A 25,023-nucleotide genomic window follows, 5' to 3' on the forward strand; every position below is an offset into this window, starting at 1 on the left:
AAGAAAAGTTATGATAAAGAAGATCCTCATGTCTTGTCTCGTTGTAGTCGTTGCCTTTGCTGGGCTATATCTCTTGTTTCGCGAGCCATTCGATCGTTTTAATCCATGGATTGAACAGGAATATGTGTATGTTGAGGTTCAAAATGAACCTGCAGATGATGACGGAAGATATAAGTATAGGGAGCAGGGTGTCACCGAAAGCGGAGAGACTAAACGAGTGGTATTCACCACCAGTACTAGACTCGATCAAGGCACACCCTTAAAAGTACTCGCCAAAGGTACCTACACAGTAGAATATACATTTATAAATGAGGATGAAATGCTATCGAAATAAACGTTAAACCAAACCTAACACAAGGAATAATAATGATCTTTATCGAAATTATTATGATGAAGGTGCCGAGAGGCTGTCCTGATATGCAAGAGGAAGAGGTTCACCTTCGTTCCAATCTGAGTTTAGTTTAAAGCTTTCCTTGCCCCGCACTTCGCATCTCCTCCCTAAGGAGTTATGCGAACCAAAGCGGATTTGCGAAGGAGGGGAGCGGGATTTGTATAACAATCAGTTATACATTTTCGTATAACTTTCACGAAGAACCGGGTTATTTGAAGGATATTCGCGCTCCTCAAAAATCGCCAGAATCCCTTGATACATATGGGTTTTTTGGTATTTTGAAGATCAGAGTTTTTTGCAGAATGGATCGTATAACACCATATTCACGCTACGGGCATTTGCCCCTTGTGGAGACGTCAGAAATACATATCCGTTATGTGAAATCACAGTGTTATATTTAATGAAAGCATCTAAAGGAGGCCTGTATGAAGACAATTATCTATATGGTTAGGCATGGAGAATCACCATACAATGAAGGAAATGAAAGAACAAGAGGGCTTACCCCAAAAGGAAAGATCGATATTGAAAAAGTAACGAAGTTACTTATAGGTGAAGGAATAGACATGATTATATCAAGTCCTTATACTCGAGCAATTCTTAGTGTTGAGGGATTGGCCGAGCACTTAACCTTAGATATTAAAGTATTTGAAGATCTTAGAGAACGTCATTTTGCAGCTAATATTATTGAAAATTTAGAGTTAATGTCTAGTATCAGAGAGAGTTTCAATAACCCTGATTACACCTTGCCGGGTGGAGAGTCTAATGCTGATTGTCAGAAAAGAGCAATCTCAGTTCTAAAATCCATATTAAAAGAGCATAGAGGGAAGAAAATAGCAGTGGGGACTCATGGTCTTGTAATGACTTTGATGATGAATCATTTTGATCCAACTTTTGGGTTGAATTTTTGAATCAATTAAAGAAACCAGATATCTATAAAATGCAATTCGAGGACTTAGAATTAGAAGAAGTAACAAGATTGTGGAATGATTAGATTATATAAGGATTATCGAAGAGGAGTATGGCATCACATAACAGAGTATTGACGCTGCTGGGGGCAAGCCCCCTTGGTCTGCCCGAAGCAATTCGGTGAAGTATGAGCAGGCCAGACAACCCTGCACGGGCTAAGTCCGTCGGACCCGGCAGCTGACGCTGCCTTAAGCCAGTGAGGGTTCGTGAATACAAGAACGTTATGTGAAACCTCAAAAACAGAATAAGATCAAAGGAGAGCTAACTATGAAGAATTCAAATCTAATTATTACAGGATTAGTTATTTTTATTTGTTTTTTAATCTATCAAAATTTTGACATAAAACAAGAATTAAGATCGGTAAGTCCTGCTCAGCCTCAGTTAGTTGTACCAAATGGCTTTGATATTTATGGACAAACAAACGGAAGTAGTAACCAAGACGGTTATTGGCTTTATAAAGATGATGAAAAGATACTATACTTTTTCAAATATGACCCTGAAACAAATGAAATCAATAAAATCCAAAGAAATTTACATGAATAAGAGATCTGCAAACCATCAATTTGAAAAGAATAATAGAGATCAAATTTCGAAGAAGTTGGAGGAATCACTATCATAATGGTTTTAGTATGGAAAAATACTTAAAGAATACTAGAATACAATGAACCTTGGGTTATACCTATATTAGTCAGTTGGTTGGAGAATATTAAAGATGTATTGAAGATGATGTATAGTTGTTTAAAGAGAATGAATATGTAATTGAATTATTTCATGACGATGTATATAGAGTGGGATTTTTTAAGAACTCTTGAGAGAAGCGTCGAAGAGGCCGGTTTCTACGGATAACACCGTATCTACGCTGCTTCGCGTTCGCTCGGGTTCGTAGATACAAGAACGTTATAAGAAATCCCCGGTAAACAACAATATTTAATATAAATTATCCTTTGAAAGGAAATGAGAATGAAAAGATTAATTCAAAGATCTATTTTATTTTTAATAATAACTATTGGATTGATTTGGTTTTGGAATTCCTACAGATCTTCTACGTTTGAAGCGGTAATCATACAAAGTATAAGTAAGAATGAAATGAGTGTGACTAATTTAAGTGGTAGTCAAAGAACAATTGCAGTATCGCTAGATCTGACAAAATTTTTGGAGGTGAATAAAGAATATTTAATATATTACGATAAAAGAATATTAGACAAACATAGATTGCGAAAGATATATCAAAGTACTGATTAAGTCGAAAAGAGGATTTGTAATATTAAAATCTTGAAACAATGAGTTTTGCTAAAGCAAAGAGGTCAGGGATATCTTATAACATCATATTCATGCATCGCTGTGCCTCGGTCAGGCGAATATTACTCATTATGGAGTAAACTCACTCAACTCGCGGTCGCAAGTTCGTGGTTAGGTGAAATCCCCCAGAACAATTAAATCAACTAGGAGATCCTATGAAGAGAACAATAATAATCAGTGATATTCATGGCTGTATTGATCAATTTAATCAACTGTTATTTAAGATCAACTACAACTCGATAGAGGATCAGCTTATTCTAATAGGTGATTATGTTGATAAAGGCCCTAACAGCAAGTCGGTAGTTGATCGAGTAATTGAATTAGTTAGGAATCATAATGCAATAGCGTTACGTGGCAACCATGATCAGCGATTATATGATCTAATCTATAACGACAGTAACGCTGTAAGGTCTAAATTTATTGAACATGGTGGACTGAAGACCCTGCAAAGTTATTGTAATTCGAACACTGACATTATTGACTTGAACAGGGCAATAGAAACGATCCGTACACACTATCAGCACCATCTAGAATTTTTAGGAGACTTGCCTTTATACCATGAAGATAAGGATCACATTTATGTCCATGCGGGATTAAATCCTAACTACAAAGATTGGAGAAATCAGCCAGAACGTGATTTCATGTATATCAAGGAAGAATTCATTAAATCAAATATTCAATATGGAAAGAATGTTATTTTTGGACATACCAGGACATCGGACATTCATGAAATACCTGATATCTGGTTTAGTGAAGGCAAGATAGGCATTGATGGTGGTTGTGCCTATGGAATGCAATTGAATTGTTTAATATTCCAGAATGGAACATATAAATCTGAACATACAAAGTGGAATTGAGAGTAACACAGGATGCGGGGGACATCACATAAAGGGAGTTATACAACAATATCGCGAGAGCATGAAAGGAGCTGATTTTTTGAAATTCAAGGCAATATTTCTAGATTTCTATGGAACATTGGTTCACGAAGATGATGATATCATTCCGGTTATTTGCAATCGGATTCATGGAAATGCCGAGGTTGAATGCAATTCAAGAGAAATCGGAAGCTACTGGTGGAGAGAATTTTCAAGTATTTTCAAGGATAGTTATGGAGATTCATTTCAATTGCAAAGAGACATTGGAATCAATTCTTTATCGAAGACCATAGAGACTTTTAAATCGGATATTGTAGCAGAAGAACTAATACAAATTCAGTTTGAACATTGGATCAAGCCTAGATTGTATCCAGACACGATTCCATTTCTTCAGGCGTTCGAAAGTACTCCCGTATACATTCTATCTAATATTGATTCTGATGATATTTTGAAAGCAATAGATTACCACAAAATTAGAGTTACAGATATCATTACAAGCGAAGATGTAAAGTCATATAAACCAAGATCTGAAATGTTTTATGAAGCACTAAAGAGAAGTAATTTGAAAGCTGGGGAAGTCATTCATATTGGAGATTCAATACTTAGTGATGTTGGGGGTGCTCAGAACCTGGGCATCAGCGTAGTTTGGCTAAACCGGTTAAACAAATCATTGCCGAAGGGAGTAAGCCCAGATTTAATATGTAAAGATCTGAATGAAGTTAAGACATACTTGTTAAATGGATTCGAAGAAGGCAGTATCGTCGTATAACACCATTTCACGCTTCGGGCCATTCGGCCCTCGGTCCGGACTGGAGTTGAAGAGAATTCGATTGGAGCAGACTCAGATATTCAATAATATGTTTCCCAATCCTGATTGGCTATGTATTATTTGTAATATTTTATTTTCGTAAGATTACTTTCTTGGCAAGTCTGAATTATCCCTTAATTGTTATTAATTTTTATATTGGTGCATTTCTATTACTACTAAAAATGGGTGGTGCAATATTATGGCTAATGGTATTTACATGGATCTTTGCACTAGCAGTACTCCTCTTGTGTTTTATAAATGGAATTTTTAGAGATTATAAGTACATCAAAAACAGAAAAATATAACTTCAGATATTTGAATATTCGATGAGGCATAATCAGCAGACAACCCTGCAAGGCTAAGTGGAGAAGCCACCCAGTCGCTGACGCTCCTTTAAGTCTTTCGGGCTCGTAGATACAGAAACGTTAGCTGAAATAACTGCAAGACTATAATAAAAATAATCAATGGGAGAGATTATGATGAAAACAAATCAAATTGAAATCGTTACTTTAGAAGCCAAGCATTTTATCGGAGTTCCAGTGACTAATGTATTCCAAAGAATTGATCCAGAAAGAATTAAAGAAGCAAACCAGATTTTTCTCACAAGAAGGAATGAAATCAAAGGTATTATTAATGAGCAAGAATATGTATGTCCTCATTTTGCTAATGACATTTTATTTACATATATTTACTGCATGGAAGTAGCAGAGATTAAAGATATACCAAACGGGATGATTGGATTCCAAGTACCAAGTCAACAATATGTTAAGGTGAGATCAACAGATCATGATCCTTATGCATTTAGCAAGGAATATTTAAAAGAAAATGGTCTTGAGAATAATACAAGATCACTAGCACTAGAAGTATTTAAATTTGGAGAAGAACAACACTTCAATAATGCTGAGATCTATATACCAATCGTAGAAAGAAATTTGTGAGTTCTACTGGGAGGCAGTCACTTTAGCTAACATAATGTTAAACGAAAATAATGTATTGAATGAGGAGAACAGGAGGATGATCTTATGTCGAATACTCCTAAATTCAAAGCACAAATGATGAAGCTAATTATGTCAGAAAAAAACTTAGGTCAGTGATCTGACTGATATTCCGGAGGGCATGATTGGATTCACTTTGCCTTTCCAAACCTATGCAAAGATTAATTGTACCAACAAATCGATTGGTGAGGCGTACGATAGAATTTTTAAATGGATGAATGAGAAAGGATATGTTCAGAGATTTCTGGAAAACACGTGTCCTATAGAGATTTTTTACTTTGAAGATCAAGTCGAAGAAGAAGATGTAGAAATTCTAATACCGATCAGAACCTAAATTCTTGAAAGGTACTTAAGGAAGGCGGCGACATCTGATAACCCCGCATTTCCACTGCCGGGCTAATGCCCAATGGTGAGAACCCGATGCAACTGAAAAGGCAAAGCAACATTTGACGGCATGCGGTCTTTCAGCAAAATTGATCTGTTCTCCCAAGGTTAGAAAAATCTAAAACTAATAATAAGAGAGAGTGAGTCCTGTGAAAGTAGTTGAACTCAGTGAGAAGAGGCTAGTTGGAATAAGAGTAATATGTCCTGGTGATCAATATGTGAATGAAATCCCAAAAGCTTCTTTCAAACTTAAAGAAAGACTAAATGAGATTCATGATATCATAAGTCCAGCAAGATTAGTTGGTGCATTTATCGTTGGGGACTTCTCCGAAGAGGAAGATGGTTACTGGGTATGTGTTGAAGTGAACGAAATCGTACAAGTTCCCGAAGGCATGGTTTCTTTAATAGTGCCTGAACAAAAATATGCAGTAATACGACACGAGGGGCCAAATTATGAAATCAGAAGCACATATGAAAAGCTTCATCGTTGGATTGAGGGGAATAATCTTGAAAGATTGCAAAGAGCGTGGCATCTGGAGATCTCGGATGAATGGGGAATCAAGGGAGTACATGATGTTGAGGTAGACTTGTATGATACTATTAAATAGATTATGAGAGTTGGACAGGGATGGTGTCGACTTCGTATAACATATTATTCGCCCATCAGACCGGCATTCACCGACCCTCAAACAACATGGATTTGAAAGAGATTCAGAGCGTTATATGAAGAGATTACCCCATCAACAGAACGAAAGGAGCATATTTCTTATGAAATTATCACTTGAAGAGCGATCTTCGTCACATGACACTCGACTTGCTCGCTATACGGCCGTGTCCACTGCCTTAAATCTGCTTAGTAATGAACAGCTTAGAAAGCGAGTGGAACAAGCTACGGTTCTAAATACTGGCATTGGTGGTACGACAGCTTCTTACAAATTGATGGTATACCCGTATTCATAAAAATGGTGCCGCTTACGGAATTAGAAAGCAACCCCGAAAATTTCATGTCTACTAGAAACGTGTTCCATCTTCCTTCATATTGTCACTATGGGATTGGCTCACCGGGTAGTGGAGTGTGGCGTGAGGTTGCCGCCCATACAATGACCACCAACTGGGTTCTAGCGAGACAGTGTGAGAACTTTCCCTTAATGTATCACTGGCGGATGTTAAAAAGTCCAGAACGGCGTAATCCAATTTCTGAGGAACTGAGCGATGTTTCCCAAATGGTTGAGTTCTGGGGTACTGCAAAAATAGGTGATCGTATTGAAGCGCTTGAGGAATCCAACTATGATGTTGTACTGTTCTGTGAGTACATTCCCTACAACCTGCATCATTGGCTTACCGAACAGGTCGCTATGGGTGAGAATGCAGCCAATTCAGCGATTGCCTTGTTGGACTCAAACTTGCTGTCCACGGTCTCCTTTATGAATGAGAACGAATTACTACATTTCGACGTTCACTTTAACAATGTTTTAACCGACGGACACCGTGTATATATTTCGGATTTCGGCCTTGCAACGTCTTCTCGATTTGAACTGTCTGATTCCGAATTGGAGTTTTATGAATTGAACAAAACGCATGATGGATGTTATGTAGTAACACAAATGGTAAACTGGCTTGTAGCAGAGTTGACGGGTACGGTGAACCGTTCTGAACGTATAGACTTCATACGTCGTTGTGCTAAGAATGACCAGTCCCTAGAAGTGATGGATTCAGCAGCGGAGATTATAATGCGGTATGCTCCAATCGCTGTAGTGATCAATGATTTCTACACAAATCTCGTTTCGAAGAACAGAACTACATCGTTTCCAGTCGAGGAGATTGAACGGGTCTGTAAGAAAACGGGGTTCCAGCTGCCCTTCTCGAATCCCAGAATTGTCTAGCATGCATGCATTCACGTTGTGGGCCCTGAAGAGCAAAAGCAGCCCGTCCTCTAAAAAGGAACGAGCTGCTTATTACTTTTCTTTTCTATCCACCAAATATGGGGTTAATTTCTCGTTTTAACGGCTAACCCACTAAACGATATAGGCCCAACCACATCGGCTCTTGTATTTGCAGTGAGATTTTCTGCTGTGACTGTGTAAACATGGGCACCGGCTGATAGATTTCTATCTTCCGCCTGGAACGTAACTGCATAATTTTGTTCAGACTGGGCAGATTCGATACCTTGTTGAGTGTTGAAAATCTCTCTTCCATCGCGGAAGATTCTAAAAAGTATTTGTGCAATGCCAGTGACGCCTCGAACTCCCACAGTTGCGACCAAATCTACCCGATTTGGTCGAGAGTTTACTGGTATTCGTAAAATAATGGTTGCAAGACGCGATCTTGCTGGTGAACGTCGAATAATCACTGAGTTTGCTAAGTTGAATCTACTGCGCGGCTGGACGGAAGCTTTATCGAGAATTTGTGCCAAAAATATCAACTCCTCTTGTTTTGATATATTCAAGATATGATCGACAAAAGGAGAGTGATTGGACAATTGCGGAAGAACACTTTGATTTGAATCAAATACCATACAGGAACAATGGTATAGAGCAACGAAGTTTAGAAGTTTATAGGAACTCGGGGAAATTAGAGCATCTCACAATATATTAGATCTTGTAGGACGCTCCCTAAAGAGCCCAAAGTACGCGTTATACGTTGTACACTCCTCAGTTAATATTCTGCATTTCCCGCAGGCGAGGAAGCCGCGCCGGCTGACTTTCGCTTAGCCAGATCCAGCTTGCGCTGTAGCATGCCAAGCACGATATCCGCAACGATTGCGAGCACGGCCGCAGGAATGGCGCCTGCAAAGATCCGAAGCGAGTTATTGCTGTTCAATCCAGCGTAGATCTCCCGTCCCAGCCCGCCTCCTCCCACAAGGGGAGCAATTGTGACCACACCGATGGCGATGACGGCTGCTATGCGCAGACCCGACATGATATACGTCAGCGCCAGCGGAAAACGCACTTTGACGAGCAGTTGGAAGGGGCTCATCCCAATTCCCTTTCCGGATTCCAGATAGCTGGGATCTACCTGTTTTAACCCAACGTACGTATTGCGTGCGATGGGATTCAGTGAATACAGGAAGAGTCCCACCATGACCGTTTTCGTGCCGAGTCCCATCCATAACATAAGAATCACCAGCATGGCCAAACTCGGTACCACTTGAAGGATGTTGGTGATGAACAATATAATCTTGGCAGCCCATTTGCTCTTGGAGCAGAGAATGCCGAGAGGTATTCCGACGATGAATGCCAGTCCCAGCCCGATAACCACCATCGTAATATGCTGGATGAAATACTCCCAGAGCAAACCTTGATTTCGTGATATATACGATATAAAATCGGCAAATGTTACCTTTTCACTTTCCATGCTTACCCTCCTTTAGCTTTTCAAGAGGCCCTGCTCTTTCAAATACGCGATTGCGACCTCCCGCTCGCTTTTCTTCTCGATGTCTACCTGATAATTCAGCGATATCATCGTATCTGCATCCAGATGATCGATTAAAGGCGCTATGGCATCCTGAATTTCAGGATACTTCTCTAAAAGGTCCGAACGCATGACCGGACTTGCATCATAGGGAGGGAAGAATTGCTTATCATCTTGAAGTGTCTGCAATTGATAGGCTTTCAGCCGGGAATCCGTAGAATAGGCAAGCACGATATCCACCTGCTCATTGGCGACGGCACTGTATACCAGGCTGATCTCCATCGGGAACACCTGACCGAATTTGATGTCATACGCTTTGGAGAACGCCGGATATCCATCCGTGCTTCTCTCCAGCCAAGTCGTATCAACCCCCAGCTTCATTTGGTCCATGTCTTTGTGGACATCGGAAATTTGGGTATACCCGTTAGCCTCGGCTAGATCCTTTCGTACGGTGAACGCGTAGGTATTCTCAAAACCCAGCGGGTTCATCCAGGTGAACCCGAAGTGTTCCTGAAATCCATCCTGCGCCTCCTTTAAGACTTGATCGCGGTCTTTGGTACCACTGATCGGAAAATGGTTGTTGAATATTTCGCCGGTGTATAATGTCGCCATTTGAACATCGTTTCTCTTCATGGCATTTATGACCAATGAACTTGATGCCAGATCAGGAATAACATCGACCGTCAGGTCGGTTTGGTCTTCAATCAGCGCCTTATACATTTCGGCGATAATCTTGGTTTCGGTATAAGTTTGAGTCCCAATGGTAATCTCGCTCTGTATTCCACAGGCAGAGGTTAATCCGGCAAGGACAATCATCCAGACGAGTAACGGTATATATTTAAGCTTTTTCAGTTTCATCACGCCTTCCTTATTCCGTCCGGCTCGCTGCCCACGATGGACATTCCTCATATCGCAGCGTCCCGGGTCTGATTCTGGTGGTAGTGTTTACTTAGCCAGCCCTCAAGCAGACCAAGCAGGCCATCGGCTACAAGTGCCAGCAGAATAGCACCAATGCCACCGATGAATATCATCTCCGGTCTGTTGACACCAAGTCCGGATACGATAAGCTGTCCTAACCCGCCAGCGCCAATCAGAGCAGCCAGGGTTGCCCAACTGATGATGTATACGGTCGTAATGCGGATGCCGGACATGATGTAAGGAAGCGATAAGGGAAGCTGAATCCTCAAAATCGTCTGGGCCGTGCTATATCCCATCCCCTTGGCGGAATTGAGCACGCCTTTATCCACAGAATGAAAACCGTCATAGGTATTCCGCAGGATGGGCATCAGGGAGTACAGAAGCAGCGCCAGTATGGCCGGCTTCATTCCGATACCGAGCAGCGGAATCAGAATCGCCAGGAGCGCCAGGCTTGGAACGGTTTGAAACAGGTTCGCAACGAAAAATACGATGCTGTTGATCCAGCCTACCCGGTTGTATACCAGCAAAATCCCGATCGGTACGGCAATTGCCGTCCCAAGGAGCACGGCAGAGAAGGAGAGGACCAGGTGCTCCTGCAATGCGTTCAGAATGTCAGGATAACGATCCGTAATGAAGCTCCAGAATGCGTCCATATCACTCACCCTCTCCGCTTAGCACCGGAGGGACCATCGTCGGATAGACTTCGGCCAAATGTTTAACCACACTGCCTCTTGTGATTAATCCGAGGAACCGGTTATTACTGTCGATGACGGGGAGATTGCTGAGTTGATGGTTGTCCATGATCTCGATGGCTTGCGGAAGCGTGCTTCCCGAAGCGACGGAAAAACGTACCGGATGCATAACGTCCGCTACGGTCTTGCCTTCCTCGCCGTATTGGTCGAGAACCCGGTAGATCGAAACCGCTCCTTGGAGCTGGCGATTACGGTCCACGATGAGCAGCGAATCGACCCGCTTCGTCTCCATCATCTTGATGGCTTCAGCGAGTCCCCGGCTCGGGAACGCCGTGACGGGATTCGTAATCATCACTTCATCCACAAGCGGAATTTCATAGGCGCTTTCATTTTGATTTTCCAGACGTTTCGAACCGATAAAGTCGCGCACAAAATCATTTGCGGGATGCCGTAAAATGGTGTCCGGTTTACCGGTTTGAACGATTTCGCCATCTTTCATCAGAACGATGGTATCGGCAATTTTAATAGCTTCGTCCATATCATGCGTAACAAAAATAATCGTTTTCTGCAGATCCTGCTGAAGCCGGATTAGCTCATCTTGAAGCTGCTCACGGCTGATGGGATCCAGTGCAGAGAACGGCTCATCCATCAGGATGATATCGGGTTCAGCCGCAAGCGCGCGCACGACGCCTACACGTTGCTGCTGTCCGCCGCTAAGCTCGGATGGATACCGATTGCCATAAACGGCGTGATCCAATCCGACCATGTCAAGCAATTCATTCACCTTGTGATCCGTTGTATCTTTATCCCACTTCTTCAGACGCGGAACCACACCTGCGTTCCTTAAGATATTCATATGTGGAAATAATCCAACGCTTTGAATGACATAGCCGATATTGCGCCGCAGTTCAACCGGATTCAATCTCGAAATGTCTTTACCATCAATCAGTACTTTGCCCGAAGATGGCGTATTGAGTGCGTTGATCAGCTTCATGGTTGTCGATTTGCCACAGCCGCTCGGACCGATGAGGACGGTAATTTCCCCTTTTTTGAATTCAAGATTAATGTCTTTCAGCGCGTGAAAGCCATTATCGTAAATCTTGTTCACATGCTCCAGTACTATCATTCAATCGCTCCTTTTGCAAACAGTATCCATATTATGCGGAGCATTCGGCATATCATCCATCAGTAACCAAAAAACAGTTGAGGGGAATGTGAGCGTGATTCCAGAGTAGGACAGGCGGCAACCTTGTTATGTAGAACTGGAAATGAAGTTAACAATCAAAATGGAATAGGATTAAGCGCATTATGAAGGGGTGGAGAAAGATCATATGAGGAAGCCCTGAGGTACTAATAAAATAAGCTGAACATCTTCGTTACGGCATTGACTTACATATCTAAAATTCCACCTTTATATGCATTGAAGCTCTCTAAACTGTGCAATCCCTTGCTACATCCATTCGAAGAAGTATTCCAAGCCTGTGTGCCCCTGAACGTATACGGGATCGTATGCTTCCACAAATATGTATCCCCGTCATACCTCTGAGAAGGAAAGAAGCTAAGTCATTACGCCGTTACGTCGCTCAACCCCAATGGATATATGCAAAATGCGAAAGCAGCTCACCGCCCTTTTGAGTGTGGCCGTATAGCTGCAATATGCAATAATATGTTTAAAGCAATTACCCATCTTACAATGGATTGAAACATGGAAATATGACAATTATGGATGTGGATCGGAACCATTTCGAAGAAAAGGCTCAGATAAAGAAGGGATAAGTAAACTAAAGGAAGAATATTTCAAAGATGTGAAAAGAATAGGGAAGAGTAATATTCAAGGAGGAAAAAATGTCAGCTCATTCTTCTGTACCAACGCTTTATTTTGACGGGCAGTTTATCGATGTGTTGTGGGACAATTATGATAACGGGATACAGTGGTTCGAGAAGTACTTCTCTTGGAAAGTAATCAGGCAAGAAAACTGGAAAGTAGATCCCAGATGTCTAGAGGGCAAAATGACACAAATGGATTACGGGACGTGGTTGGTCACATATCTTACAAATTCCAACTTGCCGCATCATTTTGCCAAGAGGGGAAGCGTTGAATCCAATATTCGGTTGTGTTTTAGAACCCATGATCTAGAGAACATGCATCAAGCTTTATCAGATGATGGAGTTAGGGTTTCACCAATATATGATGGACCAAAGACAAGATACTTCGATCTATGGGCTACTCCAGAAGGCATTAGATTAACGCTGCAAGAGGATTCGACTGTACCTGCTTCGGTGCTGCTGCCATCCTGGATTAGAGTAGGCGTAAGCGATCTTGAAGAATCAGTCAGGTGGTACGAACAAATGATGGGGATGAAAATCATGGAGCGTGATCATAATCATCAATTTGTCATTATGGCTATGAAGTTAAACCATTCGGAGGAAGATTCATATTGGGTCATCGAGCAGAAGCCTGATGCGGCTTATGTTGGAAAAGTAGACGGGCAAGTGCAGCCCATTTGTTGGATTAAGGACAGGGAAGAATTTTTCAAGTACCATCAATACTTAATAGATAGCGGTGTGGAAACATCTGAAATGGGGGGATTTATAACAAGAGGGCTGGTTAGTTTTCATTTTTATGATAGGGATGGCAATCGGTTCAATATAAGCAGTATGTAGATAAAAGCTAGCCTCATTACAAGAAGGTATACATGTTCAAGAATTCCATTGAATATATATTACAGATTTTTTTCTTGTAAGAGGGGGTCAACAATATGCTTCACTTTCATTCTGTTTGTGAACAATTTGCTCAAATTCTTAAAGGAAAAAGCACCATAACCCAAGATGTTTGTTCTGTATCATTAAATCGCAATTTTAAGGTAGTTGTTCAAGGACGCATGAGCAGGTCGGTTGTGCCGGTAGATGTCTTGTTTGAATCACTGGATCAAAGTGGTCATGCGTTATGCTTGGCTGAAATTGCACTTTTAGAGGAAGAGATCCCCCGCTTTATGCATTCGATTATTCAACAAGGAATGATCGTTAGTGCTTTGCATAATCATTGGTTATATACAAGGCCTACAGTCATGTATATTCACATCCAATCTGTGGAGCCTCCCATCAATTTTGCAAAGAAAATAGCATCTTCGTTTTCATCCTTAAGCAGTTATCCGGTTGCGTAAGGCTTGATTAGCTTTTGTACACCATACATAAAAGGACTGAGGATTAATTGAATAAAATCTTACGGGTATCACAGGCGACGATTCATGATCTGGATGAGCTCGTTCATTTGTTTGACGAATACAGAGTTTTTTATAAACAAGCATCGGATATGGAGCATGCTCGAAAATTCCTGATGGATCGCTTGGAGCATAAAGAATCAATCATCTTTATTGCTAAAGATATGGAACGGAATATAGCAATTGGATTTACACAGCTCTATCCTTCCTTTTCTTCGATTTCCATGCAGCGATCTTGGATACTTAATGATTTATATGTACTTGACGAGCATAGAGGTCTGGGAGCAGCTCGGTTATTACTCGAATCAGCCAAAGAATATGCAAGAGTGACAGAAGCAAAAGGTTTAGACCTTTCCACAGCAAGTGATAATGTAAGGGCACAGAGGATATATGAACAGTTTGGATTTAAGAAGGACGAAGAATTTTTTCATTATTATTTAACGTTATAGGCAAGCAAAATAAAAACAGCGAATGGATTCCTTATGGACGAGGAGGGGCCGTTCGCTGTTTTTCGGTACGCTGTTAAACGGAGGCTACATGGAAAGCGGTCTGATCAGCGTCTACCGGGACATGTTATAACGGGTACAATCTTATTGGGATTTTCCTGATCTGCATAAACTGTAGCTCCTCCTCCATTTTTGATGTGCTTTTGTCATACTCAGCATAAAGGATGGTTGTTTTTTCTGAAATCATATAAAATCAGGAAGAGGTCGCCATTATTAAGATCAAGCACTGGCGAATATAAAACGGAATCGACTATATTAAAGAATGGCTGGGTATTCTTATTCATTAATTTATGGATGACACTGATTCTTGGTTTACTTCATTATGTTTTATCATGGATCGGTCATTTTAAATTCGAAGGAAATAAACCTGCATCATTTCAATATCCATTCGTCGGGCTTTATGCAGGCTTTATTTGGTTCTTTGTAAGAACGTATGAAATGATAACTAGAAAAGATATTTTAAAAAAACTTTATGATTAAGGTTCGTTCGAGGAAATAGCGAGCATTACAGGAGTGACATACATGTATTTCAAATGGGTTGAATGTAGAGTGGGAAAAGCTAAAGAAGATGCCTTCTTCAGGACTCAACCAAGGTGGGGGCTGCTGTCTGATGTTACCGGATTTATTGCACAATGCGGTGGATGGGAGCGAACAGACACATGGTCGAAAGCTCATATTTTTGGGGTTTGGCAGGACAAAGAGAAGTATCATCGATTTATGATGGAAGCACATGATGAAATGTTTAAACAGACTCAGCAATATGGAACATATGAATCGATAACCATTCGATTCGGGGAACTGGAAGGTAGTTTGAATCGGGCAGATCGTTTGGTATTGGACACCAAAGCGGACAAAGCTTTTTATGAGTTGCATGATGAAGGAGCGGTGGTGTCCAAAGGTGAGATCGTCAGGTATGGGGAGTGGGATCATCAGCAAGTAGATCTTACTTTAGAACCTCAGTGGTTTGTAATGAAAAAAGAACTAAAAGGGACAGAGAAATAATCCGCCGAGTCATAACAAACTTCATCGTGGACTAGCAAACTATTGCTAAACAAAGATCCTCCCCAAACGGAGGATCTTCAGGTAGTACAAAAATTCCTCTATAAGAGGATCGTCTAACGATCTTCAAGAAGTGCCAATACAAGCGTGACTGCTTCAGCTCTCGTTGCTGTTTGCTGAGGGGCGAACCGATGACGTCCCACGCCTTCAACCAGTCCTTTGTCTACCGCGGCAGCAATATAAGGAACGGCCCAGGATGGAATATCCTCTGCATCAGCAAAAGATAACTTCGCATCAGGCATCACTTCAATTCCGCCAGCCCTGACGATCATCGCAGTCATTTCGGACCGGCTCAATTCCTTTCGGGCGGCGAATGAACCGTCAGCATATCCACTAATGATCCCCAGTTTAACCCCTTGAGATATGTAGGGGCGTGCATAGGCCGGAATCTCGTTCGTATCGGAAAAAGAAAGACGATCTTGCGAATCTGGAAGTTTTAAGGCTCTTCCCAGCATGGTCATAAACTCAGCGCGATTGATTCGTTTGTCTGGTTGAAAAGTTCCGTCAGCATATCCAGTCACAACCCCGAGCTCAATCGCTTTTATGATGGCGGCTTTGGCCCAGTGGCCTGCAATATCCGTCACTGAAATACTCGGATCAGGAGCGGGTTCGCTGGATTCGTTATGTTCCTCTGCCTCAGCCGTATTCTCTTCCTCGCTCTCCTTCTCCTTAACTGGAGGCGATCCTCCATTATTCTCATTTACTCCAGGACTGCCTCCGCCGTTATCAGGATTGGTAGGCGTACCCGTTGAATTTACAATCCATTTCGCATATAACGAGATGTCCGCTGTCACTGGTGTTGTAAAGTCATACACTGTCGTTAACCTGCTGTCCTCATACCAGCCTTCAAAAGTATGGCCTGTACGTGTCGGATCCGACGGTGGAGTCGCAGCGCCGTTGTATGCTACATTTTCCGGAGGTACGGCTGTGCCACCGTTGCTATCGTACGAAACAATTGGGAGCCGAATGGTGAACTCAACGGTTGTTGTATTCCCAGCACTGTCTGTCACGATCAGGGTGTATAGTCCCTCGGCCGAAACTGTTGAACCGCTAGTGAACGGATAGCCATTGAGCGTTGCTGTACCCTCATTAAAACTGATCTGAATGTTCGGTAAATAAGTTGAGCCATAGGTTACACCAGTCACAATCGGAGCGGTTTTGTCGATCGTAAACTGGATTGTTTTCGTTTTGCCGCTGATGCTGGTAACAACTAATGTGTAGTGCCCTTCTGCCGAAACCGATTCTCCGGTTGTAATCAAACTTCCATTCAATACGGCGGTGCCGTTGGAAAAGTTGACGGTAACGTCCTGATTGTATACCCCGCCATCCGTAACACCATCCACCTGAGGCTCTGGGTCCGTAACCTCAATGATGACAATGGTAACGTTGCCTTCAACTATCCCCCTTACCGGTCTATAGAGGAAACTGTCATTGCCGAAAAAATTCGCTGCCGGTGTATAAATGAAGCTTCCGTCGGGATTAAATGCTAAGCTGCCGTTACTGGGTGGCGTATCAAGGTGGCTGCGTTCGCATGACGATCATTCAGCAGCACCCCATTCGCTGCAGTGACATGTAATGGAGTGTTGAGTGTCGCACTATATCGGTCCGAAACTCCGACCGGATTGCTATCTCGAATTGTAATGGTGACAGTGGTATCATTTCCGCTTTGTATCCCACGCATAGGCCTGTAAACAAAGCTATCCGTCCCAGCATAGTCGACCACGGGTATGTAACTGAAGGAGCCATTCGAATTCAACACAAGCGTGCCGTGCTGCGGACCCGTAATTAAGTGGGCCGCCTGGGCATTCGTATCGTTAGCCAGCACCCCATTAGCCGCGGATATATTGAGCAGCGTGTTTATGTCGGTTGAATAATAATCCGATGATCCCACCGGATCCGAGAGTTGAGGGAAGATGCCTTGTTCCATAATGTAATGCTGCAGTGCACCTCTATTCGGTATGTTCGGTAAATGGAAATTGGTCTGAACATTCCCTCCAAACGTGTTGCCGAGTAATGAAAATAAAGCCTGCGCATTGGTAATCAGTCTTTCACTACCATCCGTTGGGGTGAGCAGATGCTTTGCTGGATCAAATAAAAATTGACCAATTTCACCCAAGTAATGTTCGGATGTGCCTGCTGGGGATGGAGCGACACCTTCGGTTGCCAGATTAAATTTTACGTCTTGTCCCAAAATCGGGGAAACTGCTGGCAAAATAATATCCGCTTGATTGCCGCTGGAATCGAATAATTCATACAAAATAGGATTGTCAGCATACTTGAGCGTTTGTTCCGTTTCCAAGGACAGGTATCCAGCTGGTGCAAAGGCATACGGGAAGATTTGCACTTCACCAAGCATAGCCGAAGCGTTGAATGTATCTCTGCTTGGATAACTGCCTTGCAAACTGATGTAATAGGCCGTCCCGGCTATAGGCTCTTTACCCGACAGATCTGGCAACATAAAGTAACTAGTACCATTTCCGCCATATCTAACCCCGATTAAAGAAAATAGTGCTGTATTCTGCTGAACGGGCAGCACTTGTCCTTCGCTTCTCACCCACCCTCTAGGTGCTGCGCCATAAGGATATAAGCGAATTTCCCCAATAAACGGATTCGCTCCCCCAGCCTGTACGGGTTTCATCGGGACTATTAAATTCTGAAGTGTGCCGATGACTAACAGCATAACTAGAACAATACTAAATCTTTGTCTATGAATCTTCATTTAAAATCAACCACCTCATCATTTCAAAAATTATACGATTGGGATAAATTTCATAGCTACTTTATTTTACTACGAACATGAAATAAATTACATCCTATTCCCTTGTCATGCCACATCTCAGGTATTAACGGAAGGGTGTGTTTAATTTGTAGCACATAGTCGCTGAAGAAACGAACCGGATCATTTTCTGGGACGGAATGGCAGAGATCGTGTGCATTAGCGAGATTGACGAAGCCCCGAGACCTCACGGTTCCCCAAGGCAGGTCTTGTTCATGCTGGTTCAGAGGACCGACGGCGGGTGTAATGTGAATATGACCGTTATCAAGCACATAACGTAGTGGGAAGCAATGGCTCGAAGGGATTGCTTTCTGTAAATTCACGACGTTGTCAGAAAGAAGTGAATGTTTCTTGAAAACACTTGTGATCTAACGCACATTCAATATGTACAGATTATACTGAGCACAATGCAGCATGAAGGCAGAGGTAGTGAAATATTTTACGAGAGTTAGGGAGAGGAGGCCGTAAGACGTGGAGATCGATACGGTGTTATGGAGCAGATGGTTAACGGGTCTTACCCTGACTTTTCACGTCATTTTTGCAACGATCGGCGTCGGAGTTCCGCTCATGATTGCCATTGCCGAATTCGTCGGCATCCGGAAGAAAGACCCGCATTACATACTCATGGCCAAAAGATGGACGCGCGGCTTCATCATATCGGTGGCCGTCGGCGTTGTGACCGGCACGGCTATCGCCTTGCAGCTGGCCCTCGTATGGCCGAACTTCATGCGGCTGGCGGGCAACGTCGTCGCGCTGCCGCTATTTATGGAGGTGTTCGCCTTCTTCTTCGAGGCGATCTTCCTCGGTATCTACCTGTACACCTGGAACCGATTCCGAAATCCGTACGTGCATTGGCTGCTGACGATCCCAATCGTCATCGGTGCGGGCATGTCGGCCTTCTTCATCACTACGGTGAACGGGTTTATGAACCAGCCGGAAGGGTTCGTGATGGAGGCTGGACATTTCGTGGCAGTGAATCCGATCAGCGCGATGCTAAATACGGCCACGCCATCCAAGGTCTTTCACGTGCTGACCTCAGCTTATCTGACCGGGGCGGCGCTGCTCGCAGGCATCGCAGCCTTCACGATTTTGCGCAAAGGACCGAGTGCTTACTACAAGAAGTCCCTGACCCTGATGATGTCGGTCGTGTTGTTCTTCAGTGTGCTGACGGTGGCAGCAGGGGATGTCTCAGCCAAATATTTGGCAGAGCACCAGCCGGAGAAGCTGGCAGCGGCGGAGTGGCATTTTGAAACCGAGAGCGGTGCGGACCTGCTCCTGCTCGGATGGATGAATGCCGAACAGGAGATATTTGGAGCGATTCGCATTCCGAAGGCACTCAGCTTCCTCGCTTTCGGCGATTTCAATGCGGAGGTCACGGGGCTGGAAGAATTCCCGGAGGATGAACTCCCGCCGTTGATCGTCCACTATATGTTCGATTTCATGGCGATGATTGGCTTTGTGCTGCTCGCTGTATCCCTGCTATATTTTCTGTTCTTGTTTTGGAAAAAACGCAACCCGTACAACAAATGGCTTCTGCGAGGCGTTGCACTCGGCGCGCCACTTGCCTTCCTGGGGGTGGAGCTGGGCTGGTTCTACGCCGAGATCGGCCGTCAGCCTGGATGATTCGCGGCTATATGCGAGTAGAGGAAGCAGCGACATCCTCGCCGAACGTAAGAATCATGTTCTTCTTGTTCCTGTTGTTGTACCTGGTGCTCGGCATCATCTGCGCGGTCGTGCTGCGCCGACTCTTCCGTCACAATCCGGCGGAGGTTGAGCTGGAGAAGCATCTCCAGTCCACGGAAAAGGAGGGACCTGCATCATGAGCTACGAATTAATCGGCATTACGGTGCTGTGGCTGTTCCTGTACGGCTACTTAATTGTCGCCTCCATCGATTTTGGCGCTGGCTTCTTTGCTTCTACGCTCGTCTGACGAAGCAGGATCACCGGGTGAACCGTCTGATCTCCAGGTATTTGTCGCCGGTGTGGGAAATCACCAACGTGTTTTTTGTCTTTTTCTTCGTCGGCATTATTGGCTTCTTTCCAGATACGGCATACTATTACGCTCCGCCTTGCTGGTACCGGGCAGCATTGGTGTGATTCTGCTGGCGATTCGCGGCTCGTTCTATGCTTTTGAGAACTACGGCTCGAAGGAAAGCCTCCTGTATTTGTTCCTGTACGGTGCGACAGGTTTGCTGATTCCTGCCTCGTTGTCGGTGGCATTGACGCTCTCCGAAGGTGGGTTCATCGTGGAGGAGAACGGCGTCGTGTCATTGGAATATTTGACCCTGTTTACGAGTCCGCTCTCCTGGAGCATCGTAGGTTTGGCGATCGTCTCGGTGTTATTCATCAGCGGGACGTTTCTGACCTTCTACGCATCGCGAGCCGGCGACAAGTCGGCCCTGAAGCTGATGCGGACCTATGCGCTGTTCTGGAGCACGCCGACGATCATCGCGGCGCTGACGGCGTTTATTTTTCTCGGTCAGCACAATGAACGGCATTTCGATAACATGATGGATTTATGGTGGCTGCTGGCGCTGTCTGTCGGATTTTTCATGCTGGCGATGTGGCTGCTCTACAACGAACGCCGCTACGGACTGGCCTTCATCAGTGTCATGCTCCAATTCTTCTGTGCGTTCTTCGCGTACGGTATCGGGCATTACCCGTATATTCTTGACCCTTACATCACCATTCAGGGCGGGGCCACCAACGAATCGATGGGTATGGCGCTCGTCTTTGCCTTCATCGGAGGATTGTGTCTGCTCGTTCCATCTCTGATCCTGGTGTTCAAGCTGTTCCTGTTCGATGCGGATTATGTGAAGGGGAAGAAGTGAGGCGTGAGACAAGCTGCTTTATACAAATAACAAGGTATAGGAGGAGTCGCCATGCGTAGGGAAAAGAGCCTGTTGTCCCGGCAAATATCATCGTTTAGAAAAAGCATCATGCTGCTTGGCGGCCTCTCCCTCCTGCTCGGTACAGCCATGATTTCACAAGCGGGGCTGATCACCGATATCATCGACCTCATTTTCGTGCAAAAGGTGTCCTTCAGCTCCATTCTGGCGCTGCTCGGCATATTACTAATGGTCATGGCGATACGTGCTGCTTTGTCGTACGGAAATGGGCGCATCGGGTTGAATATGGCCGCACGCGCCAAAACCTCGCTGCGAGGCGAGGTGCTGCGCAAGCTCTTTCGCGATTCCTTGACTGCTTCGCTGAGTCGCCAGTCCGGGGAAAAAGTAAGCCTCGCCCTGGACAGCGTCGATGAAGTTGACGGCTACTTCAGCCAGTACATGCCGCGCATGGTGGAGTCGGCGATCATTCCGATCATGATTCTGGTAGTGGTCTTTACGCAGCATGCGCCTTCGGGCTGGATTATGCTGATGACCGCTCCGTTCATTCCATTGTTTATGGTGCTGGTCGGATTGCAGACTAGGACCAAATCAGAGGAGAAGTTTGCGGAGCTTGCCCGCTTTTCCGGCATATTTCTGGATTCATTGCAGGGCTTGGTTACACTAAAGCTATATGGCCGGGTGAAGCGGCAGCAAGAGCAGATCGAACGAAGCAGCCTCGGGTTTCGCGATGCGACGATGGGGATTCTGCGCGTGGCTTTTACGAACGCGTTTATGCTGGAATTGATCGTGATGCTGGGCATTGGGCTGGTGTCGCTGGAGCTGGCGCTGCGGCTGCTTGTATTTAAGACGATGGATTTTAAAACAGCTTTCTTCATCTTGCTGCTAGTGCCGGAGTTTTATAATCTCCTGAAAAACATGGGCACCGCGTTTCACAGCGGACGCACCAGCATGGGAGCGGCACGGCAGGTAGAGGCAATGCTAACGTCTGAGGGAGCACCGGGCGTTGCTGAGCAGATTGAAGCATCCGAAGGTGATCAGGCATCGGAGGGTTTGGCCTTGGCTACGGCGCTGCTCCTACCATTGGATGGCGTGACCTGTCGTTCCAATATGATGGACCGATGGGATTCAGGATCCAAGTAGGAACGCTGAACATGACGCCGGGCGAACAAGTGGCAATCGTCGGAAGGAGCGGCTCAGGCAAAACAACGCTGCTGCATCTGATCTCCGGCCTGCTGAAGCCGTCTGGCGGTGAGGTTCACGTGAACGGACGCACGCTTGCGTCGACGGAAGAAGCCTCCTGGTTCCAGCAGGTAAGCTATATTACGCAGCACCCCTTTATTTTTGCCGGTACGTTTGCAGAGAACATCGCGATTGGTACGAACCGAGCCGTGTCGCGGCAGGAAATGGAACATGCGGCTGAGCAGGCGGGGCTGGCCGCATTGATCACGGGTCTTGCGGAAGGCTACGACACGGTCGTCGGCGAAGGCGGGCGCGGACTATCCGGGGGAGAGAAGCAACGCCTCGCCCTGGCGCGTGCGTTCCTGAACCGCCCAGCAGTCATTCTGTTCGATGAGCCGACCGTCGGTCTGGATCTGCGCACGGAGCGCATCCTGCAGCGATCCATCGCGGAACTTGCTCAAGGGGTGACCATGATCACGGTCGCGCATCGGCTGCATACGATCCAGCATGCTGACCGGATCCTCTTCATGGAAGATGGGACGATGATCGACAGTGGCAGCCACGAGGAGCTGCTTGAACGACTGCCGCAATATGCGGAGATGGTCAACATTCAGCGGGGAAGGAGAACATCATGAACGAGCTCACGATTTTGACCCGAGCGATGATTCAGGAGCGCAAGGACATCGTCCTCGCGATTCTCGGCGGTTTTATTGCCGGCTTAGCTGGCGTCATCCTGTTCTCGGCCAGCGGTTATCTGATCGCGCAGACGGTGTTTGCCCCGCCGCTGTATACGCTGATCGTCCTGATCTCGGTCGTCAAGCTGCTCGGTTTGCTGCGGGCGGTGAGTCGTTATGGCGAACGACTGTATTCGCATCGGGCGACGTTCTCCTTGCTTAGCCGGCTGCGCGTTTCCTTCTTTGCGAAGCTGGCGCCGCTCACGCCGGGAATCCATCGCAAACAGCGAAGCGGCGATCTGCTGGCACGCATCGTCGGTGATGTAGAGAGTTTGCAGCATTATTTCCTCCGGGTGTTTTACCCGCCGATTATTCTAGTCGCGGTGTTCTTGGCGACGGTCTTGTTTGCTTCCACCTATTCGCTGGCGATTGCATTTCTGTTAGTCGTGGGCATGCTGCTGACGGCCGTTGTTGTGCCTGCCTTGGTGCTGTTTGGTCAGCGCCGGAGCCGCGGAGCGGTCAGGCAGCAGCGGGCAGCGCTGTCGACGGAGCTGACGGAGGCGTTATACGGATATCGGGAGCTGAAGCTGTACGGTCAGCTAGTACCCCGTGAGTTGCAGCTCATGGAGGCTTCGGCTGCACTGGCGGAAGGGCAGAAGCGGGCAGGGATACTCTTGCTGCGCGGACAATCCTTGCATCTGTTTGTCACGTTTCTCGTTTCCTGGGGTGTGCTGGCTCTAGGGGCGTATTTGATTGCGGAGGGTGCGCTTGCGGGCGTGCTGTTGGCGATGCTGGTGCTGTTGGCGATGACGGTATTTGAGGAAGCGGCGCCGATGGCTACGCTGCCGCTGTACAAGCAGGACAGCGAGCATGCGGCGAAACGCCTGGCAGAGAATGTGAGACTTTCGGATGACGGTGCTGTGGATAGGAATGAGGCAGTGTCGCCCGGGGCCAAACCACTATCGCTCGATGAAGCGATCTCGATTGAGCTGCGGCAGGTCTGCTTTCAATATGGCAGTGATTGGCGTCCGACACTGCGGAACGTGCAGTTCCGTCTGCCGGCGGGATCGAAGACGGCCATCGTCGGACCCAGCGGAGCGGGGAAGACCACGATTTTGGAGCTTCTGCTTCAGTTCCATGTGCCGACCTATGGCCAGATCCTGTATCAAGATATCCCCGGCGGGGAGCTGACGGAAGACAGCATTTGGCAGGCAGCGAACGTCATGCTGCAACACAACCATTTTTTCCGTGGTACGATTCGGGATAATCTGCTGCTCGGTGGAACACATCGCGAGGATTCGGCGCTGCTGGAGGTGCTGGGCAAGGTGGAGCTACAGGAGATGACGCTGGAGGATGAGGTGCTGGAAAAAGGAGAAAACCTGTCCGATGGCGAGAAGCAGCGATTGGCGATGGCCAGAGCTATGCTAAAGGGCGGCCGGTTATGGTTGCTGGACGAACCTACGGCTTCGCTGGACGCCGTGACCGAGCAGCGCGTGCTGCGGCAGTTGTTTGAGCAGGCCAAGGACGATACGGTGCTGATGATCCGGCATCGCCTGACGGGTCTGGATCAGATGGATCAGATCCTGGTCATGGACCAGGGCACGATCGTGGAGTCCGGTACGTACGACGAGCTGATGGTGAAGCAGGGGTACCTGTACGAGATGAAACAGATCGAGCGGCAGATCGTGGGCGAGGAGATGTGAGGACTTCGGAAATAAATTCGAATCCAAGTAAAGATGGCAGTGCCAGAGATCGTCTCCCTGGCACTGCCATTCGTTGTTGTGTTCACCTCAGATGATCGTTTCGACTGATTTCAAGACCTTGTATTTCACTCCGTGAAGATCAAGCTGAATCATGAAATCCTCGTAGACACTGATTAGGACGTTCAGTATAGATGGACTCAGTTCACTATACACAGGTTCTGGTACTAGAAGAATTAGCACTATTCTAGAGTCTAGGTATTTTAATACAGTCTCCAGATATTTAACGCCTTCATATGATATGTGAATATGTTCCAGAT

General features: G+C 45.5%; 22 protein-coding genes and 4 pseudogenes. 19 read left to right on the forward strand and 7 right to left on the reverse strand.

The window, feature by feature from the left end:
• The first annotated feature begins 10 nt into the window (after positions 1–10).
• The 10 genes and pseudogenes from JCM10914_RS12555 (at position 11) to JCM10914_RS30185 (ending at position 7,601) form a co-directional block, all read left to right on the forward strand.
• A complete protein-coding gene (locus JCM10914_RS12555) occupies positions 11–334 on the forward strand; it encodes a YxeA family protein (protein WP_231638631.1) in 324 nt (107 codons plus the stop codon).
• Between the two features lie 482 nt (positions 335–816).
• Positions 817–1,382, forward strand: a pseudogene (locus JCM10914_RS12560) (histidine phosphatase family protein).
• A 242-nt stretch (positions 1,383–1,624) separates the two neighbouring features.
• Entirely contained in the window at positions 1,625–1,900 is a 276-nt protein-coding gene (locus JCM10914_RS12565) for a hypothetical protein (protein ID WP_036718013.1), read from the forward strand.
• A gap of 911 nt (positions 1,901–2,811) precedes the next feature.
• Positions 2,812–3,513, forward strand: a complete 702-nt coding sequence (locus tag JCM10914_RS12570) for a metallophosphoesterase family protein (RefSeq protein WP_023961414.1) — start codon at positions 2,812–2,814, stop codon at positions 3,511–3,513.
• A gap of 79 nt (positions 3,514–3,592) precedes the next feature.
• Positions 3,593–4,300 carry an HAD family hydrolase gene (locus JCM10914_RS12575; RefSeq protein WP_148300204.1) on the forward strand — a complete coding sequence of 236 codons (708 nt, stop codon included), beginning with the start codon at positions 3,593–3,595 and terminating at the stop codon, positions 4,298–4,300.
• Between the two features lie 518 nt (positions 4,301–4,818).
• The gene (locus JCM10914_RS12580) at positions 4,819–5,277 is read left to right on the forward strand and encodes a GyrI-like domain-containing protein (protein ID WP_036718017.1); all 459 of its coding nucleotides are present in this window, start codon (positions 4,819–4,821) and stop codon (positions 5,275–5,277) included.
• A gap of 166 nt (positions 5,278–5,443) precedes the next feature.
• Positions 5,444–5,668, forward strand: coding sequence for a GyrI-like domain-containing protein (locus JCM10914_RS12585; protein WP_269433884.1), 225 nt, complete (start codon positions 5,444–5,446; stop codon positions 5,666–5,668).
• A gap of 199 nt (positions 5,669–5,867) precedes the next feature.
• Positions 5,868–6,326 (forward strand): GyrI-like domain-containing protein, encoded by a 459-nt coding sequence (locus JCM10914_RS12590; RefSeq protein ID WP_036718020.1) that lies wholly within the window; start codon positions 5,868–5,870, stop codon positions 6,324–6,326.
• A gap of 160 nt (positions 6,327–6,486) precedes the next feature.
• The gene (locus tag JCM10914_RS30180; protein WP_023961419.1) at positions 6,487–6,678 is read left to right on the forward strand and encodes a hypothetical protein; all 192 of its coding nucleotides are present in this window, start codon (positions 6,487–6,489) and stop codon (positions 6,676–6,678) included.
• A 263-nt stretch (positions 6,679–6,941) separates the two neighbouring features.
• On the forward strand, positions 6,942–7,601 hold the full coding sequence (locus tag JCM10914_RS30185) for a serine/threonine-protein kinase (protein WP_231638632.1): 660 nt from the start codon (positions 6,942–6,944) through the stop codon (positions 7,599–7,601).
• 104 nt (positions 7,602–7,705) lie between these two features.
• Here JCM10914_RS30185 and JCM10914_RS12600 read toward each other — a convergent pair whose 3' ends face one another.
• From JCM10914_RS12600 to JCM10914_RS12620, 5 genes are all read right to left on the reverse strand, one after another.
• Positions 7,706–8,131, reverse strand: a complete 426-nt coding sequence (locus JCM10914_RS12600; RefSeq protein ID WP_036718021.1) for a hypothetical protein — start codon at positions 8,129–8,131, stop codon at positions 7,706–7,708.
• A 242-nt stretch (positions 8,132–8,373) separates the two neighbouring features.
• Positions 8,374–9,072 (reverse strand): ABC transporter permease, encoded by a 699-nt coding sequence (locus JCM10914_RS12605; RefSeq protein ID WP_023961421.1) that lies wholly within the window; start codon positions 9,070–9,072, stop codon positions 8,374–8,376.
• 12 nt (positions 9,073–9,084) lie between these two features.
• Positions 9,085–10,038, reverse strand: a complete 954-nt coding sequence (locus tag JCM10914_RS12610) for a glycine betaine ABC transporter substrate-binding protein (protein ID WP_148300205.1) — start codon at positions 10,036–10,038, stop codon at positions 9,085–9,087.
• Positions 10,035–10,700 (reverse strand): ABC transporter permease, encoded by a 666-nt coding sequence (locus tag JCM10914_RS12615; protein WP_023961423.1) that lies wholly within the window; start codon positions 10,698–10,700, stop codon positions 10,035–10,037. The genes JCM10914_RS12610 and JCM10914_RS12615 overlap by 4 nt, the downstream gene beginning before the upstream one ends.
• Position 10,701: 1 nt before the next feature.
• Positions 10,702–11,865 (reverse strand): ABC transporter ATP-binding protein, encoded by a 1,164-nt coding sequence (locus JCM10914_RS12620; RefSeq protein ID WP_023961424.1) that lies wholly within the window; start codon positions 11,863–11,865, stop codon positions 10,702–10,704.
• A gap of 719 nt (positions 11,866–12,584) precedes the next feature.
• Here JCM10914_RS12620 and JCM10914_RS12625 point away from each other — a divergent pair.
• From JCM10914_RS12625 to JCM10914_RS12640, 5 genes are all read left to right on the forward strand, one after another.
• The gene (locus tag JCM10914_RS12625) at positions 12,585–13,403 is read left to right on the forward strand and encodes a VOC family protein (RefSeq protein ID WP_023961425.1); all 819 of its coding nucleotides are present in this window, start codon (positions 12,585–12,587) and stop codon (positions 13,401–13,403) included.
• Positions 13,404–13,498: 95 nt separating this feature from the next.
• Positions 13,499–13,903: a DUF1259 domain-containing protein gene (locus JCM10914_RS12630; RefSeq protein ID WP_036718025.1), complete on the forward strand. Its 405-nt coding sequence runs from the start codon at positions 13,499–13,501 to the stop codon at positions 13,901–13,903.
• Positions 13,904–13,950: 47 nt separating this feature from the next.
• Positions 13,951–14,409 (forward strand): N-acetyltransferase, encoded by a 459-nt coding sequence (locus tag JCM10914_RS12635; protein WP_023961427.1) that lies wholly within the window; start codon positions 13,951–13,953, stop codon positions 14,407–14,409.
• A gap of 192 nt (positions 14,410–14,601) precedes the next feature.
• Positions 14,602–14,946 carry an Mpo1-like protein gene (locus JCM10914_RS31380; RefSeq protein ID WP_081739783.1) on the forward strand — a complete coding sequence of 115 codons (345 nt, stop codon included), beginning with the start codon at positions 14,602–14,604 and terminating at the stop codon, positions 14,944–14,946.
• 42 nt (positions 14,947–14,988) lie between these two features.
• On the forward strand, positions 14,989–15,468 hold the full coding sequence (locus tag JCM10914_RS12640) for a DUF4937 domain-containing protein (RefSeq protein WP_023961428.1): 480 nt from the start codon (positions 14,989–14,991) through the stop codon (positions 15,466–15,468).
• 113 nt (positions 15,469–15,581) lie between these two features.
• On the opposite strand, the gene JCM10914_RS30195 is transcribed toward JCM10914_RS12640, so the two are convergent.
• Both JCM10914_RS30195 and JCM10914_RS28395 read right to left on the reverse strand, forming a co-directional pair.
• A complete protein-coding gene (locus tag JCM10914_RS30195) occupies positions 15,582–16,868 on the reverse strand; it encodes an S-layer homology domain-containing protein (protein ID WP_023961429.1) in 1,287 nt (428 codons plus the stop codon).
• A 143-nt stretch (positions 16,869–17,011) separates the two neighbouring features.
• Positions 17,012–18,244 (reverse strand): tail fiber protein, encoded by a 1,233-nt coding sequence (locus JCM10914_RS28395; RefSeq protein ID WP_023961431.1) that lies wholly within the window; start codon positions 18,242–18,244, stop codon positions 17,012–17,014.
• Between the two features lie 528 nt (positions 18,245–18,772).
• On the opposite strand from JCM10914_RS28395, the pseudogene JCM10914_RS12655 reads away from it, so the two are divergent.
• The 4 genes and pseudogenes from JCM10914_RS12655 (at position 18,773) to cydC (ending at position 24,706) form a co-directional block, all read left to right on the forward strand.
• Positions 18,773–20,124, forward strand: a pseudogene (locus JCM10914_RS12655) (cytochrome ubiquinol oxidase subunit I).
• Positions 20,121–21,132 (forward strand): annotated as a pseudogene (locus tag JCM10914_RS12660) (cytochrome d ubiquinol oxidase subunit II). The pseudogenes JCM10914_RS12655 and JCM10914_RS12660 overlap by 4 nt, the downstream one beginning before the upstream one ends.
• 51 nt (positions 21,133–21,183) lie before the next feature.
• Positions 21,184–22,964, forward strand: a pseudogene (gene cydD, locus JCM10914_RS12665) (thiol reductant ABC exporter subunit CydD).
• Complete coding sequence (cydC, locus tag JCM10914_RS12670) at positions 22,961–24,706, forward strand: thiol reductant ABC exporter subunit CydC (protein WP_023961442.1); 1,746 nt, start codon at positions 22,961–22,963, stop codon at positions 24,704–24,706. Before cydD ends, cydC begins: the two are co-directional and overlap by 4 nt.
• Positions 24,707–25,023 lie beyond the last annotated feature (317 nt).

The sequence above is a fragment of the Paenibacillus sp. JCM 10914 genome, from assembly GCF_001315105.1.
In the GTDB taxonomy this organism is placed as follows: domain Bacteria; phylum Bacillota; class Bacilli; order Paenibacillales; family Paenibacillaceae; genus Paenibacillus_AQ.

Excerpts from the sequence above, each read along its gene's own strand:
- JCM10914_RS12555 (WP_231638631.1), top strand. The coding sequence starts at position 11 with ATGATAAAGAAGATCCTCATGTCTTGTCTCGTTGTAGTCGTTGCCTTT.
- JCM10914_RS12565 (WP_036718013.1), top strand. The coding sequence starts at position 1,625 with ATGAAGAATTCAAATCTAATTATTACAGGATTAGTTATTTTTATTTGT.
- JCM10914_RS12570 (WP_023961414.1), top strand. The coding sequence starts at position 2,812 with ATGAAGAGAACAATAATAATCAGTGATATTCATGGCTGTATTGATCAA.
- JCM10914_RS12580 (WP_036718017.1), top strand. The coding sequence starts at position 4,819 with ATGAAAACAAATCAAATTGAAATCGTTACTTTAGAAGCCAAGCATTTT.
- JCM10914_RS30180 (WP_023961419.1), top strand. The coding sequence starts at position 6,487 with ATGAAATTATCACTTGAAGAGCGATCTTCGTCACATGACACTCGACTT.
- JCM10914_RS30185 (WP_231638632.1), top strand. The coding sequence starts at position 6,942 with ATGGTTGAGTTCTGGGGTACTGCAAAAATAGGTGATCGTATTGAAGCG.
- JCM10914_RS12605 (WP_023961421.1), bottom strand. The coding sequence starts at position 9,072 with ATGGAAAGTGAAAAGGTAACATTTGCCGATTTTATATCGTATATATCA.
- JCM10914_RS12610 (WP_148300205.1), bottom strand. The coding sequence starts at position 10,038 with ATGAGGAATGTCCATCGTGGGCAGCGAGCCGGACGGAATAAGGAAGGC.
- JCM10914_RS12615 (WP_023961423.1), bottom strand. The coding sequence starts at position 10,700 with ATGGACGCATTCTGGAGCTTCATTACGGATCGTTATCCTGACATTCTG.
- JCM10914_RS12620 (WP_023961424.1), bottom strand. The coding sequence starts at position 11,865 with ATGATAGTACTGGAGCATGTGAACAAGATTTACGATAATGGCTTTCAC.
- JCM10914_RS12625 (WP_023961425.1), top strand. The coding sequence starts at position 12,585 with ATGTCAGCTCATTCTTCTGTACCAACGCTTTATTTTGACGGGCAGTTT.
- JCM10914_RS12630 (WP_036718025.1), top strand. The coding sequence starts at position 13,499 with ATGCTTCACTTTCATTCTGTTTGTGAACAATTTGCTCAAATTCTTAAA.
- JCM10914_RS31380 (WP_081739783.1), top strand. The coding sequence starts at position 14,602 with ATGTGCTTTTGTCATACTCAGCATAAAGGATGGTTGTTTTTTCTGAAA.
- JCM10914_RS12640 (WP_023961428.1), top strand. The coding sequence starts at position 14,989 with ATGTATTTCAAATGGGTTGAATGTAGAGTGGGAAAAGCTAAAGAAGAT.
- JCM10914_RS28395 (WP_023961431.1), bottom strand. The coding sequence starts at position 18,244 with ATGAAGATTCATAGACAAAGATTTAGTATTGTTCTAGTTATGCTGTTA.
- cydC (WP_023961442.1), top strand. The coding sequence starts at position 22,961 with ATGAACGAGCTCACGATTTTGACCCGAGCGATGATTCAGGAGCGCAAG.